This is a genomic window from Bradyrhizobium sp. USDA 4510 (assembly GCF_054059095.1).
Map to the genome: position 1 here is coordinate 7798147 of NZ_JBSSBT010000001.1, position 14702 is coordinate 7812848.

At 62.0% G+C, this 14702-nt stretch carries 11 protein-coding genes, 1 tRNA gene and 4 pseudogenes; 12 read left to right on the forward strand and 4 right to left on the reverse strand.

What is annotated here, in order from left to right; translation table 11 throughout:
- The first annotated feature begins 4 nt into the window (after positions 1-4).
- Positions 5-493 (forward strand): SRPBCC family protein, encoded by a 489-nt coding sequence (locus ACVMDN_RS36200; RefSeq protein WP_076834591.1) that lies wholly within the window; start codon positions 5-7, stop codon positions 491-493.
- Positions 494-499: 6 nt separating this feature from the next.
- Here ACVMDN_RS36200 and ACVMDN_RS36205 read toward each other — a convergent pair whose 3' ends face one another.
- A complete protein-coding gene (locus tag ACVMDN_RS36205) occupies positions 500-1249 on the reverse strand; it encodes a class I SAM-dependent methyltransferase (protein ID WP_076834593.1) in 750 nt (249 codons plus the stop codon).
- 339 nt (positions 1250-1588) lie between these two features.
- On the opposite strand from ACVMDN_RS36205, the gene ACVMDN_RS36210 reads away from it, so the two are divergent.
- The 5 genes and pseudogenes from ACVMDN_RS36210 to ACVMDN_RS36230 all read left to right on the forward strand — a co-directional run.
- Positions 1589-3964, forward strand: a complete 2376-nt coding sequence (locus tag ACVMDN_RS36210; RefSeq protein WP_141342044.1) for a glucose/quinate/shikimate family membrane-bound PQQ-dependent dehydrogenase — start codon at positions 1589-1591, stop codon at positions 3962-3964.
- 240 nt (positions 3965-4204) lie between these two features.
- A complete protein-coding gene (locus tag ACVMDN_RS36215; protein ID WP_076834596.1) occupies positions 4205-5524 on the forward strand; it encodes an Hsp70 family protein in 1320 nt (439 codons plus the stop codon).
- A 132-nt stretch (positions 5525-5656) separates the two neighbouring features.
- Positions 5657-7246 carry an ABC-F family ATP-binding cassette domain-containing protein gene (locus tag ACVMDN_RS36220; protein WP_076834598.1) on the forward strand — a complete coding sequence of 530 codons (1590 nt, stop codon included), beginning with the start codon at positions 5657-5659 and terminating at the stop codon, positions 7244-7246.
- An 865-nt stretch (positions 7247-8111) separates the two neighbouring features.
- A pseudogene (locus tag ACVMDN_RS36225) lies at positions 8112-8698 on the forward strand (flavodoxin family protein).
- 47 nt (positions 8699-8745) lie between these two features.
- Positions 8746-8865 (forward strand): annotated as a pseudogene (locus ACVMDN_RS36230) (sigma factor); the annotation flags it as partial.
- Between the two features lie 38 nt (positions 8866-8903).
- On the opposite strand, the gene ACVMDN_RS36235 reads toward ACVMDN_RS36230, so the two are convergent.
- Positions 8904-10133 (reverse strand): hypothetical protein, encoded by a 1230-nt coding sequence (locus ACVMDN_RS36235; protein ID WP_057020899.1) that lies wholly within the window; start codon positions 10131-10133, stop codon positions 8904-8906.
- Between the two features lie 383 nt (positions 10134-10516).
- On the opposite strand from ACVMDN_RS36235, the gene ACVMDN_RS36240 reads away from it, so the two are divergent.
- The 5 genes from ACVMDN_RS36240 (at position 10517) to ACVMDN_RS36260 (ending at position 13906) form a co-directional block, all read left to right on the forward strand.
- A complete protein-coding gene (locus tag ACVMDN_RS36240; protein ID WP_141342041.1) occupies positions 10517-11230 on the forward strand; it encodes a thioesterase domain-containing protein in 714 nt (237 codons plus the stop codon).
- Positions 11231-11355: 125 nt separating this feature from the next.
- On the forward strand, positions 11356-11895 hold the full coding sequence (locus ACVMDN_RS36245; RefSeq protein ID WP_244559011.1) for an SGNH/GDSL hydrolase family protein: 540 nt from the start codon (positions 11356-11358) through the stop codon (positions 11893-11895).
- A gap of 244 nt (positions 11896-12139) precedes the next feature.
- A complete protein-coding gene (locus ACVMDN_RS36250) occupies positions 12140-12784 on the forward strand; it encodes a protein-S-isoprenylcysteine O-methyltransferase (RefSeq protein ID WP_083715233.1) in 645 nt (214 codons plus the stop codon).
- Positions 12785-12915: 131 nt separating this feature from the next.
- The gene (locus ACVMDN_RS36255; RefSeq protein WP_057020971.1) at positions 12916-13116 is read left to right on the forward strand and encodes a hypothetical protein; all 201 of its coding nucleotides are present in this window, start codon (positions 12916-12918) and stop codon (positions 13114-13116) included.
- 112 nt (positions 13117-13228) lie between these two features.
- Entirely contained in the window at positions 13229-13906 is a 678-nt protein-coding gene (locus ACVMDN_RS36260) for a hypothetical protein (protein WP_229191612.1), read from the forward strand.
- On the opposite strand, the pseudogene ACVMDN_RS36265 reads toward ACVMDN_RS36260, so the two are convergent.
- Positions 13841-14296 (reverse strand): annotated as a pseudogene (locus ACVMDN_RS36265) (GNAT family N-acetyltransferase); the annotation flags it as partial. The gene ACVMDN_RS36260 and the pseudogene ACVMDN_RS36265 overlap by 66 nt on opposite strands.
- Here ACVMDN_RS36265 and ACVMDN_RS36270 point away from each other — a divergent pair.
- A pseudogene (locus ACVMDN_RS36270) lies at positions 14262-14466 on the forward strand (IS481 family transposase); the annotation flags it as partial. The pseudogenes ACVMDN_RS36265 and ACVMDN_RS36270 sit on opposite strands and share 35 nt — an antisense overlap.
- Positions 14467-14510: 44 nt before the next feature.
- Here the strand turns inward: ACVMDN_RS36270 and ACVMDN_RS36275 are convergent.
- Positions 14511-14600: transfer RNA gene (locus ACVMDN_RS36275), tRNA-Ser, on the reverse strand.
- Between the last annotated feature and the right edge of the window lie 102 nt (positions 14601-14702).

Below are 14702 nucleotides of genomic sequence, written 5' to 3' on the forward strand. Positions count from 1 at the left end.
TTCGATGACGCACGAGCCCCCGGCCTTTCAGTCCGTCACCGAAACGATCCGCATCGCTGCCGAGCCAAGGCAGGTGTGGGACGCGATCATGGACTCCAAAGCGGGCGAGAGATGGCGCAACGCGCATTTCAGGACCGATTGGCGGATCGGCGCGCCGATCGAGATCGAGGCGGAGATCGGCACAAAGCGCTATCGCGACAGGGGCCGCGTCCTCCATATCGAGCCGCCGATGCGGCTCGAATACTCCTATTGGTCGCAGGTCTCCGGCCTGCCGGATGTTCCGCAATCCTATGCAACGATCACGATGACGCTCGCGCCTGACGGCGGCGAAACGGTGCTGACCGTCACCCAGCAGGTGCCGCCTTCGCCGATCCGCCGCGGAAGCGGCTGGGAAATCGGGCCTGACTCAGGCGCCAAACACGTTGCCTTCTACTGGCGCATGACGCTGCCGCGCCTGAAGCAGGCGGTCGAGCAAGGACGTGCCGCGCAATAGCGCGGTCTATGCCCGCTTCAGCAAGAAGAGCTGCGTGACATAGGGAAACACCACTTCGTCGGCGTCGCCGAGACCGGCTTCGCGCAGGATATTGTCGGTCTTGTCGCGCAGGATCGCCTTCTCCGCATCGGGCAAATTGGCGACATAGCTCGTCGATGCGATGCGCTCGAAGACGTCCTGTCGCTTCATCCGGTGCGGATGGTCCTGCGCGATTTCCCTCTCAAGCACGAAGCGCGGGTCCTTCAGGATCCAGCGCCAGCGTCCGGTCCGTTGCCGGGGCGTGTCGCCCGCATAGCCCTCGATCATGACGGACAACGCGTCGACCCACGGCGTGCGGTCATCCCGGTTGTTCCAGACCAGCGCAAGCGTCCCGCCGGGATGCAGCAGTCGCGCGATCTCGGCCACCGACGCCTCGTTGTCGAACCAGTGGAACGCCTGGGCGCAGGTGACGAGGTCGACGCTGCCGGTATCAAGATTGATCGCATCGGCGCGCGTGTTGATGACCTCCACCCCGGCTTCCCTGGCCAGCCTGGCCGACATCTCGGCGACGGGCTCGACCGCGATCAGGCGCGCAGCCGCGGGCAAATGCTGCAGCAGCAGGCGGGTGAACTTGCCGGTTCCGGCACCGAGGTCAACGACGCAGCGCGCGGCCGCAAGCGGCAGCGCGGCGACGATCTCCGCAGGGTAGCTCGGCCGGCCCGCCTCGTAGGCGGCGACCGCGACACGATAATTCTCGGCAGTGGGGTTCAGTGTCATTGTTGCTTCTCCTGCGCGCCAACCATCCGCGGTGCGATCCGCGGAACGGTATAGAGCAGCGCCTGCACAGGACTGGAAGAGCGCGTCGATTCAAAATTCGCTGAATTCTCTCACCTTTGCGTCAGCCCCGCAGCTCCACTGCTCCCCGTTGAAGATGCGCGCATTTTGAATGATTTGCTTCGGCGGGTTTCGCATAGCAACCTTACGCGCTTGTGGCACATCAACATCGCAGTTCCAGGTTGCAAGTTGCGGTTGGCTGAACGACAGTCCGCGATGGCGGACGCGGTCTGTCGCGCTTGTGCGGGACAAGCCCGATCCCTCCCCCGCACCGGGGCGACCATGCAGCGATCCAGGGCAGTCTTCATCACGGCTATCGTCTACGCCCTGATCGGCCTGGTCCTCGCGGGCGGGGGCATTTGGCTCGCCGCACTAGGTGGATCGCCCTTCTACATTGTCCTCGGCGTCGGCATTCTCGCCACGGCTGCGCTGTTGCTGGCGCGGCGCCATCAGGCGCTCTGGCTGTTTGCGATCGTGCTGCTCGGCACGCTGGCGTGGGCCGTCTATGAGGTGCGGTTCGACTGGTGGCCGCTCGCGGCGCGTGGCGACATCATCTTCCCCATGGCCCTTTGGCTGCTTACGCCGGTGATCGTTCGTGCCCTGACACGAAGCGGGCCGGTGCCTTACATGCGCGCGACGGCGCCACTCTGGATCGGCGTCGTCGCTGCTGCGGCGGTGCTCATCGCCGGGCTGCTGTCCAGCTATCACGACATCAACGGCACGATTGCCGAGTCCGGCTCTGCCGTGCCGCAAAGCGAAGCCGACCCGCAGCCGGACGGCGACTGGCGCGCCTATGGACGTACGCAGTTCGGACAGCGCTATTCGCCGCTGAAGCAGATCACGCCTGACAATGTCGGCAACCTCAAGGTCGCCTGGACCTTCCGCACCGGCGACGTGAAGACACCAGACGATTCCGGGGAGACCACCTTCGAGGTCACCCCGATCAAGGTGCGCGACACGCTCTATCTCTGCTCGCAGCACCAGGTGCTGTTCGCGCTCGACGCCAAGACCGGCACGAAGCGCTGGCGCTACGACCCCAAGCTCGTGCACAACAAGACGTTCCAGCACATGACTTGCCGCGGCGTCTCCTATCACGAAACCGCGCAGGGCGCCGTCGACTCTGGCGGCAATTCGGCGCCGGCCGAATGCCCACGGCGGATCTTCCTGCCCGTCAATGACGGCCGCATGATCGCGCTCGATGCCGACAGCGGCAAGCTCTGCGATGGCTTCGCCGATCACGGCATCCTCGACCTGCAGCAAGGCATGGGGATCAAGACCGCCGGCTTCTTCGAGCCGACGTCGCCGCCGGTCGTCAGCGACAAGATCCTGGTCGTGGCCGCCGCGGTGATCGACAATTATGCGGTCGAGGTGCCGTCGGGCGTGATCCGCGGCTTCGATGTCTATACCGGCAAGCTGGTTTGGGCCTGGGATTCCGGCGCGGCGGACGAGAACGCATTGCCGTCGCCGACGCGTCATTACACCAACGGGTCGCCGAATTCCTGGATCACGGCCTCGTTCGATCCGAAATTGAATCTGGTCTACATCCCGACCGGCAACAACGGACCTGACATCTGGGGCGGCAATCGCGATGCGCTGGTCGAGCGCTATTCCAGCGCCATCGTCGCGCTTGACGTCAACACCGGCAAGCGCGTCTGGTCGTACCAGACCGTGCATCATGATCTCTGGGACATGGACGTTCCCTCGCAACCGAGCCTGGTCGATGTGACGACGGCCAAGGGCGTCGTTCCCGCGCTGATCCAGCCGACCAAGGTGGGCAACATCTTCGTGCTCGACCGCAGGACCGGCGAGCTGATCGTGCCGGCGCCGGAACGCGCGGTGCCGCAAGGGCCCGCGCCCGGCGACCGCTCTGCAGCGACCCAGCCATTTTCCGAACTGACCTTCCGCCCGGAGGCTAAGCTGACCGGCGCCGACATGTGGGGCGGCACGATCTTCGACCAGTTGCTGTGCCGGATCATGTTCCACCGCTTGCGCTACGAAGGCACCTTCACGCCGCCCTCGTTGCAGGGCACGCTGGTCTTCCCGGGCAATCTCGGCATGTTCGAATGGGGCGGCATCGCGGTCGATCCTGTCAGGCAGATCGCCATCGCCAATCCGATGTCGTTGCCGTTCGCCTCCAGGCTCATTCCGCGCGGTCCGCTCAATCCTCCGGCGCCGACGGCCGAGAAACCGGTCGGCAGCGAGGTCGGGGTGCAGCCGATGTACGGCACGCCGTTCGGCGTCGGCATCTCGAGCTTCCTCTCGCCGCTCTCCGTGCCGTGCTACCGGCCGCCATGGGGCTCGATGGCCGCGATCGATCTGAAGACGATGAAGATCGTCTGGCAGCATCCCAACGGCACGATCCGGGACACCACGCCGCTGCCGCTTCCATTCAAGATGGGCGTGCCGATGCTGGGCGGGCCGATCACTACCGCCGGCGGCGTTGCGTTCTACACCGGGACCTATGAGTACGCGATCCGGGCCTACGATGTCCGCAACGGCAAGGTGCTCTGGGAGGATCGCCTGCCGGCCGGCGCGCAATCGACGCCGATGAGCTACGAGGCTGGCGGCAAGCAATACGTCGTCACCGCGGCCGGCGGCCACGGCTCGTTCGGCACCAAACGCGGCGACTACGTCATCGCCTACGCGTTGAAGGATTGAGCCGCGTCATCGAGGCCGTCATCTTCCTTCTCCTTCCCGAAGGTCGGGATGGGGGTCAGCCGCAGGCAATGCTCTCTGCGGAGGGCGCGGATCCCCACCCGCTTTGCTCTGGCGAGCAAAGCGACCCCCCCTTTCCAAGGGGAGGTGGAACTGGCCCAACTGGATAGCTCCAGACGGGTTGGCAAATCCGGCCAAAGCCGCTAAAGGTCCGCCCCCTTTCACGGACAATCCGAGCATGACATGTCGAGCGCCCCGCCCGCCGTCTCGATTGGCGTCGATTTTGGCACCAGCAACACCGTGGTCGCGCTGTCCGACGGCGACGGCCGCGTCGAGGCTGTTCGTTTCGACCACGGCGGCCGCACGCATAGCGTCTATGTGTCCGCGCTGTGCTTCTGGGAGGAGCGGCCGGGCGCGGGCCTGCATCCGCGCGCCGAGGGCGGCCCGTGGGCGATCGAGCAGTTCCTCGAGGGACGCACGATCCATCGCTTCATCCAGTCGTTCAAGACGTTCGCGGCAAGCTCGGCCTTCAACACCACCCAGATCTTCCGGCAACGCTACAAGTTCGAGGACCTGCTCGCGGCGTTCCTGCGCACGCTGACGCGCCATGCCGGCGAAGGATTCGATCTCGGCGCGCCGACCATCATGGTCGGCCGTCCGGTGAAATTTGCCGGCGGCAATCCCAATGACGAGCTCGCGATGCAGCGCTACCGCGCTGCATTCGAGCGGCTCGGCGCCGGCCATGCGCGCTATGTCTACGAGCCGGTCGGCGCGGCGTTCTCCTTCGCGCGCACACTCGACCACGATGCCACCGTGCTGGTCGCCGATTTCGGCGGCGGCACCAGCGACTTCTCCGTGATGCGGTTCTCGCGCAAGGGCGGCGTGCTGCGCGCCGAACCGCTGGGCCATGCCGGCATCGGCATCGCCGGCGACACCTTCGATTACCGCATCGTCGACCACATCGTCTCGCCGCGACTCGGCAAGGGCACTAGCTACCGCTCGTTCGACAAGGTGCTGCCGATCCCCAATCACTATTATTCGAGCCTCGCCCGCTGGCATCAGCTCGCGATGATGCGGGGCAATGGCGATTTGCGCGAGTTGCAGCAGCTCGCGCGCACCGCGCTCGATCCGGCGCCGCTGCAAGACTTCATCACCATCGTCGACCACGATCTCGGCTTCGCGCTTTATCGCGCCGTGTCCGACACCAAGGTCGCGCTGTCGAGCCGCGACCGTGTCGAGTTCCGCTTCGCCCGCGACGGCATCGATATCGGCGCCACAGTGACGCGCGACGATTTCGAATCCTGGATCGCCGACGACATCGAGCGGCTCGGCGCGACGGTGGACGAGGCGCTGGCCAAGGCGGGCATCACCGCGCGCGACGTCGAGAAGGTGTTCCTGACCGGCGGCACCTCGTTCGTGCCGGCCGTGCAGCGGCTGTTCGCCGAGCGCTTCGGCGCGGCACGGCTGACTTCGGCGGATCAATTCGAATCGATCGCCTACGGCCTCGCTTTGATCGGCCACACGCCCGATCCAGACCGCTGGACCTTCGCCGAGGCCGCGTGACGGCTGGCTTCGCGCCTTGATCCCGGCTCAATAGACAACTACATCACGTCAATCATCAATCCACGAGGATGCCGGCGACCATGGATTTCACCCTGACAGCAACGCCCATCAGCCTTGCCCTCGGGGATATTCATGCCTGCATCGATCGCGCTTTCTCACCTGACCCTGTCCGCGCCTGACGGCCGGGTTCTCCTTTCCAATGTCGATCTGAATTTCGGACCTGAACGCACCGGCCTTGTCGGCAGGAACGGCGTCGGCAAGACGACGCTGCTCGGCCTCATCGCGAGGGTGCGCACGCCGCAATCCGGCACGGTCTCGGTTCAGGGACGCGTCGGGATGCTGCATCAGACGGTTCAGCTAAAGCCGGATGAACGCGTCGTCGACCTGTTCGACGCGCGCCGCGCATTGGCCGCGCTACGTCGTGCCGAACAGGGCCTTGCGAGCTCCGAGGAGATTGCCGACGTCGACTGGACGCTCGATACGCGCATCGCGGCCGCGCTCGAGCGCGTCGGACTGAGCGATGCACTCGACGCGCCGCTGGCAGCGCTGTCCGGCGGCCAGGCCACCCGGGCGCGCCTCGCCGCCCTGACCTTCGCGCAACCTGATTTTCTGCTGCTGGATGAGCCGACCAACAATCTCGACCGCGCGGGACGCGAGGCGGTGATCGACCTGCTCGCCGACTGGCGGCAAGGCGCCATCATCGTCAGCCACGACCGCGAACTGCTGGAGACGATGGATGCGATCGTCGAACTGACATCGCTGGAAGCCAGGCGGTACGGCGGCAATTGGAGCCAGTATCGCGCACGCAAGGCCATCGAGCTGTCGGCAGCACGACACGATCTGGCCGATGCCGAGAAGCGCGTCGCCGAGATCGACCGTAACACAAGAGAAGCCAACGAACGGAAGGCGCGCAAGGACGGCGCGGGTGCAAGGAAGCGCGCCAAGGGCGATCTGCCGCGCATCGCCGCCGGGCTGCGCAAGGACCGCAGCGAGGACAGCGGCGGCGAGAACGCCCGCCTCGCCGAACGACGGCGGACGCAAGCGCTCGAACTTGCCACCGCGGCGCGGCAGCGCATCGAGGTGCTGCAACCGTTCGCGGTGCAGCTGCCCTCGACGCATCTGCCGGCGAGCAGGATGGTGTTGCGGATCGACGCGGCCGATGTCGGCTACAGCGCGGACGCGCCGACCCTGCGTGACGTCACCTTCTCCATGTCGGGTCCGGAGCGCGTCGCGATCACTGGCCCCAACGGTGCCGGCAAGACGACGCTGCTCAAGCTCGTCAGTGGCGACCTGACCGCGGCGCGCGGCACCGTCGAGGTGATGACCCGGTTCGCCATGTTCGATCAGGCGGTCAGCCTGCTCGATGCGTCGGCCTCCATCCTGGACAATTTCCGGCGCATCAATCCGGATGCCGGCGAGAACGCCTGTCGCGCGGCGCTGGCGCGATTCATGTTCCGCGCCGATGCCGCGCTGCAGCCCGTTGCGAGCCTCTCCGGCGGCCAGTTGCTTCGCGCCGGTCTTGCCTGTGTGCTGGGCGGCGTGAGGCCGCCGCCTTTCCTGATCCTCGACGAGCCGACCAATCACCTGGATATCGAATCCATGGAAGCGGTCGAGGCCGGCTTGCGCGCCTATGACGGCGCGCTGCTGGTCGTCAGCCACGATGAGGCCTTCCTCGAGGCCATCGCGATCACGCGCAGACTGGATCTCGCGTCGTGGAGGTGACGCGGAGAGCGGAGCAATTGCCATTGCGCAATCAATGTTCGAACGGCGAAGATTGATCAGGAAAGTGAACAGCCGAGCACGCGTCGCCTTGGGGTAGGTCGTAAGGCGCGGTGCTCGGCTGTCAGGCCGCGCGGCGGTGCGGCCATCCCGCCAGCCTCGCTTGTCCCCAAGCGCGAGGCCGTCGGAGCTGAATCTGGTCTGTTGCTAAATCCGCGCCGTCGAATGAAGCGCGTTTCTCCAAAGGGCAAATGCGACGAAGCCAGCGAGCAACAAAAAGCCGCCACCGGCCGCGATCAAGACATGCGCGAGCGTCATCTTGGAACATCCCAATTGAAAGGCTTCATGCGGAGCGATATGCGCCGCAACCTGGCAATCAAAAGCACTTCAAAATTGATTTGCCCCGCCGGCCGCCGCCGGACAGCCCGAAAGGTGGCTGGCACTGCGCTCTGCCCACCCTTCGATTTCAGAGCGGTTGTCCAGCCACTCGGCTGTTGCCGCTCATCGTGCGGTTCGTCACACCGCTCAACTGTCACGAGGATAATCGATAAAACTTTATCGACAATCGAAAGGAAAAATTAAGGTTACCGGCGCGACCGCGCGAGGTTCGACCTCGCTGCCGACACCCGGTGATGATGGATGGGATTGTCGGGGTCAACCTTCGGCGAGGGTCGATCGCCCCCGACGCGACCGCGGCTCCCACCAAAATATCGAAAACAACCCCATGCAAAGGAGCCGGCGGCCGCCGCTCCCGGCCTGCGTGGCGGTCAATTGGAGCAACATCCTCCGGACGAAAATTCGCAGGGCATGTCACGTTTCGACGCGCTGTCTTGTCTTGGCTTCTGCAAGGGCAGCAGCAGAGGACAGCATGCACACACTCGGAACCGGCGGTGGTCGCACCCTGATCGCAATCGTCTATCATAGCGCCTACGGTCATACCCGGCGGCAGGCGGAGGCCGTCAGGTCCGGCGTCCAGGATATCGATGGCGCAGAGGCGCTTCTGGTGCCCGTCGAGAACGTGGAACAGAACTGGGATCGGCTGATGGATGCGGAAGCGCTGATCTTCGGCACGCCCACTTACATGGGCGCCGCCTCCGCGGCCTTCAAAGCCTTTCAGGAAGCAACTTCACGCGCGGTGATGTCCAAAGGCTATCGCTGGAAAGACAAGCTCGCGGCAGGCTTCACCAATTCGGGGGCACACGCCGGCGACAAGCTGTCCACATTGATCCAGCTTGCATTGTTCGCCGCGCAGCATGGGATGCATTGGGTCAATCTCGATCTGCCCCCAGGGAACAACTCCGCATCGGGATCGGAAGCCGATCCGAACAGGCTGGGATTTTGGCTGGGAGCCGGCGCGCAATCGAACACCGCGAGGGTGCGGACACCGCGCCGCCGGGATCCGATCTCGCAACCGCCGGTCACCTGGGAAAGCGGGTCGCGAAAACCGCGCTTTAGTTCGTGCGCGGCCGTGACGCGGCCACGGCGACCGTTCGGGCAGCGTCATGAACGATGCAGCCGAAGCGTCGGCGGCCGAAATCTTCGCCGAGCTGCGTCCGCGCCTGATCCGGCTAGCCTATCGGATGCTGGGCTCGGTCGCGGACGCGGAGGATGTCGTGCACGACGGATGTCGTGCACGACGCCTGGCTGCGCTGGCTCGCGTCTATTCTCGGCATGACGGATCCAGCCGATCATCAACTTTGGTCGTCATCACCGAACCGTCCGCGTCGAACAGGCCAACCGCTCCGCACGGTGAAGTCGAAACGTCGAAATCGAGCGGACCGCAAGTAATCATGCAATAGTCGTAAGCCGAACGTTGATCGTTTCCCATTAGAAACTGATAGTGAATCTGCATAAAATCGAATCGATGACGTCTGAAGCGGATTGGACTTATCATTGAATGTATTTGGACGCGCCGAATCCTTGGGTGGCCACCTGAATGGTCTCGACTGACACGTTTCAGAGTGACGGGGTCGAAGCGATAGAAGCTGATTGCGTCATCTCGAGCCTGGTATTCGACCCAGCCTATCGCAGACGTTCCGGCCACAAGTTGCGCCGCTTTCCGTATTTGGCCGCCCATCGGATGCAGCGCGAATTTAGGAATGGTAGCGCCCACCGTGAGAACGCATAGTTTGGGTCCACACGTTTCGAGCGGAGGATCCGATGTCAGCGCGCGCGCCACCGCCGCAATTGTGAGCGCTGCGCCGAGGGAGTGGCCAACAATCAGAACTTCATCAACTTCTGCGGCCCGAACCGTTCTTGATATCAGGTTCGCAAAAGCGCCGAGCCGCTCGTCAAGTTTGTTCTTCTGCCCGTAAAGAAATTGGTGGGAGAAAATGGCATCATCGAGAATGTGATTTATCCTACGCTTTGGTCCGATCCAGAGCATCGCGCCGACGAAGATGGCAAGCGACAAAGAAAGTCCAAGCAGTAATTCGATCCAAAATGTAGCGTGTATGAGCCTGATCACCAGATATGACAGCCCGAGGCTGCAAAATGCGATCAATAGCAAGCAGCAATATGGAAAGATGAAAAAGACAGCGTACTTCCAGCTCGCGATCGCATATCTAAATATTGTTCCCGTCACGATGAAGTCGAATAGCGCTTTCAAGGATTGAACGAGACGAGACACGAAGCCGGCTTTCGAATCGCACCGAATGAGATCATCCCAGCGGAGTATTTCGAAGGTGACGTGAGTTTTCCAGTTTGGCCCCCATGCTTCCAGGCTGCATGAAGCACTAATTGCAGACGTGTTCGATATCTCCGACAGCCGTGAAGAAGCGCCCCAAATCTTTTGGAAGCTCGAGAGCGAGCGCCGCAAGCGCTCGACCTGCTCTTCGGGGGTGATTGGATCGTAACCACCAATGTGAAAGACGTGCCGTCGTCGAATCATCCAGCAGCTCGAATTCTGTAAAGATATTGATCGGCGCTCATTCTGTAAGACGGAAATGCATGGACACTTTGGCGCTACTCCTCGTTGACCGCAGCCCTTGGCGAACCTGACATGGATGATGCGGATCTCGGCTTGTAAAATTACCACTTCGTCCGCGGGGTGGCACTCGTTGAGTTTGGCTTTGAGCAAAAAAGCGCAGGGCGCCGGAGTCACTGACAGTAGAGGGTCCTGACGGTCGCGGCACGATCGCTTTCTTCGTGTGGCAAATCCGCGACAGCGAGCCAATTGCGCGCCTCAACGCGTTTTTCGAAGCCGTTCAGGATTGTCACGATTCGTAAGTCTGATTTAATGCGTCTCGACCTGAGGTGGCGGGGATTCTGACAATGGAGAGATTGCGTTGCAGCACGGCGCTGATTTGCGCCGGCTTGACGATTCTTTTGGCAAGCAGTCTGCTTTTGAACAATGGGGCTCAGGCGAAGCCCGGAACGGCGGTGGCGCTTAGATCGACAAATTCGCCCGCTCGACTGCACTCTTCTGCGGCGCACGTTTATTTATTCCGCGGATTGTTGAACGTCTTTTCTTTGGGCATGGACGACCTTGCCGCTCAGTTGCAAGCGGCTGGCGTTGTCGCGGCTGTCGCAAATCACACTCAATGGAGAAGCGTCGCCGACGAAATCATCGTAAGATATAGGGCAGGCCAGCGCGGGCCTATCATACTGGTGGGGCACTCTCTTGGTGCAGATGCCGTGATGTCGATGGCAGAGCACCTTGGCCAAATGGGCGTGCCGGTTGCTTTGGTCGTCCCATTCGACGGAACATCGTCGCATATGGCATCGGCCAACGTAGGGCGCGTTCTAAATCTGTACAAAAATGAAGGCGTTAGAATAGGTCGCGGACCCGGCTTCCGCGGCGAGCTGACGAATTTCTATGTTCGTAATGCAAACGTCACTCACTTCAACATCGATAAAGACACGGCGTTGCATAGCATGGTTCTACGAAAGATCAGGGCAATCGGATCGGCTGTCGCGCGCCCACGAAGAAATCAGAGTCCTTCGAACCCGGTTTCATCTGCAGCCCGAGCTTCGACCAACTCTTAGCATACCGTCCAAAAGGACAGTTTGAAGTTGGCGTTGACGCAAGATGTGAGGCTTTAGATTAGGTCCCTGCAGGAGCCCGGTGTCGGTGTTGTTTTTGCTTAGCACTTTAGGCCGGGAGACAGTCAGTGACGCCATTTAGAAAACGCTCAGCCGCCATCGCCATTTGTTGCGTGGCGGCCGTGTGTGCAGCCTTCACAAAGCCGATTCATATCGTGGCAGTCGGCGCAAGCAACACCCAAGGCTGGTACGTTGGGAGGCAAGGCGCTTACCCGGCCAAGCTAGAAGCCCTGCTGAGAGAGAAGGGCGTCAATGCGACCGTCGCCAATGCCGGAGTTCCCTTTGACACCACCGCCGGCATGTTGAAGCGCATTGATAGCGACGTGCCAAAGGGAACCGACATCGTCATCTTGCAGCCTGGAGGCAACGATAGGCGCTTCCTTGTCACGAAGGAGCAGCGGGCGGCCAACATCGCGGCGATGGAGCGACGGCTCCGTGATCGCGCCATCAAAGTCATTTTGTACGACGAAGAGATTCCTCCGCAGTATTACGCTTTCGATCTTATTCACCTCACGGCTGCCGGGCATGCTTTCATAGCGTCGCAATTGCTCCCGCGAGTGTTGGAGATAGACCGGAGAGCCACCGTGCCTCCGCCGCGCGCGAGATAGAAAAAGCCTTGCCATGCCGGCATTGTGCTATCCGGTTCGATAGAGCGAACCGGGCGACGCATCCACCCAGGATCCACCTGTCGGACTGCCAACTAATCGGTGGAAACGACCCGCAAGCCCTGTATGATTGGTTCATGCCGGTCTGTGGACGTGCTTCTGTCAGATCTCAGACGCTCGCCAAGGATGCTACCCTTTCGATGATCGGCGAAGATGGCGCGCCAGCGAAACAAGCGCGTGGTCCATGATGACGCCCGGTATTGCCAAGTTCGTGTTCGTGATGATGGCGGTCGGTTGGTATCTCATCCGCTACAGACACGCGCGTCGTGCTCGCCGTGAAAAGGTCGCGAGAAGCGCCCGAGGCTCGCGCGAAAACACCCTGCTGCTGATATCGCTCACGGGTCTTGGCATTGTGCCGCTCGTCTACATCGCAACGGCCATGCCTCATTTCGCATCATACGCTTTCCGGCCAGCTCAAGCCTGGCTGGGTGTTTTCGTCGCGGTTGCGGCGCTGGTCATGTTCCGGCTGACCCACCGAGCTCTTGGTCGGAATTGGTCCTTAAGCCTCGACGTGCGGGAAAATCATCGCCTGATCACAGACGGTATTTATCGGACAGTTCGCCATCCTATGTATACCGCATTCTGGCTTTGGGCTGCTGCTCAGGCATTGCTCCTTCCGAACTGGGTGGCCGGTTTCGCAGGCCTGATCGGATTTGGAACCTTGTTTTTCGGGCGAGTTGCCCGAGAAGAGCAGATGATGCTGGAAGCCTTCGGCGACGAGTATCGCGAATATATGGCCCGGACCGGACGCCTTTTACCGAGGCTGTTCCGAGCCGGCCACAAGAGACTCCTCTCGCCGAACTCACGTCCGGATACTCACACAAAGCAATAATGCCGTGCCGTTTTTGTCACACTCGGCAAGGAAATGACCGCGCAAGCGCCAGCTTTGCTACAGCGTTAATTACGCCATGGCCTTTAGAGGGTAGGCTGTTCATGTTCACGCTACCCATCTCGGAGATCACGATGTTGAAGTTCCTGGTTGCTGGAGTTGCGACGTTTGGTTTTGTGGCTGCCGCCAGCGCGGCAGATCTTCCTCATCCGCAGCCGGTTACTGCTACGGCTCCGGTTGGCAAGATGCCGATCGGCAAGTATCCGGTTGGCAAGTACCCCGTCGGCAAGTACCCGGTTGGAAAAGCTCCTGCTCCGATCGTGACGAAGGGTTAGCTCGAGGATCGCTCAGTCAGCGCACGCTTTAGTTTTGCTGAAGGCGCTGCTTGGGGCCGACTACCCTTGTGAGGGCTTGAACGTGCCAGAATCCAATCGGACACGGGGCGGCTTGTGGCTGCTTGCCGGAATTGGTGTCATTGTGGCTTCCGTGACTTTGGGAGCCGGCATCGGTCATGCGCAGCAATTGGCTGCGCAAACGGATCAAGCGCCGCTGCGGCAGGACAAGCCGCGTAAGCCGTCGACGAGGTCGGTTGTGGCAACGGCCGTCGCGGGTTCAAGCGGTCCCGCTTCCGGAGCAGCCGCGAAGCCGGTTCGAAGGTCCTCGGCCAAAGGGCCGTACTACGTCGACTTTCGTGCCCGCACGGCGGCTTCTTATGGGCATGCGTTTGTTTGGTACGGCAAGACAAGCGAGAAGCAGGTCGAAGTCGCCGGGCTGCACCCGGCGGGCGATGTCCTGCCTTATGTGCTCGGACATCTTACTTGGGTGCCCTCCGAGACCGGAGCGAGCTACGGCGACCTTGACGAGCAGTATCTGACGGCCAGCTATCGCGTGTACTTGAGCGAGGCCGACGCGAAGAAGGTCTTTGCGTACATCAAGCACCTCCAGGCGACCTCGCCTGTTTGGAATGCGGAAACGACCAATTGCACGGCCTTTATTGGTCGCATCGCCAACTTCATGGGCCTGAAGGCGCCATTCCATTTGTTGAAGCCTGAGGAATACGTAAATCAGTTGAGAGAGTTGAACGGCGGGCGCCAAACGGCGCAGTTGGCTGATTCGGATCGCTAGTTTTCCCGCTAAGGCTGTTCGAAATACCGGGAGGTCGAGGCTGTAGCGGATCGCGGCTGCCGCAAAGGTCCGGTTGCGCAAGGCAAGCGCCGCCTCGGTGGCGTAGCCCTGTCCGTCATAGAGCAGCCAGCCAAGCTCCTGCTCCGGAAACAGCGGCCCATGGTTGATGCCGACCTGGCCGACGCACTGCTTCGAAGCCGTGACCTCAATCATCAACGCGCCATGACCGAACAAGCGCCAGCACGCTAGGTCGTGGCAAAACATCCCCCACGCCGCGCGCACATCGATCGAGCCGCCCATTCCGGCCGATCGGAGCGAAGCCAGGAACGCCTGATCGGCGGGGAACTCGTCAATCGCCTGCGGACGGCTCTGCCTGCATCGCAAGCGCATCAACCTCTCCACCGTGCTGGCTGGACAAAAAACTCGGCATCAAGGAGGTCGACGACGGCATTTGGCTCGTCAGCTTCATGCACTATGATTTGGGATACTTCGACCTGGAGCAGAAAACCCTGCAACCCCTCGACAACCCGTTCGGCACGAGGCTGTCACCCATGTCTTAGGTACGACCTGTTACCCATGTCTCCGGGCTGGACAAGGCGAAGGGTGGCGGAGAGGGAGGGATTCGAACCCCCGATAGGCTTGCACCTATGCCGCATTTCGAGTGCGGTGCATTCAACCACTCTGCCACCTCTCCGATGGCCCGGGTGATTTGCGCCACCCGCGGTCGGGGCGTGTTCTAGGCGAGGATGGCGGGCCAGACAAGGCGCTGCAATAATATTTCCGTCACCCGTGCCTC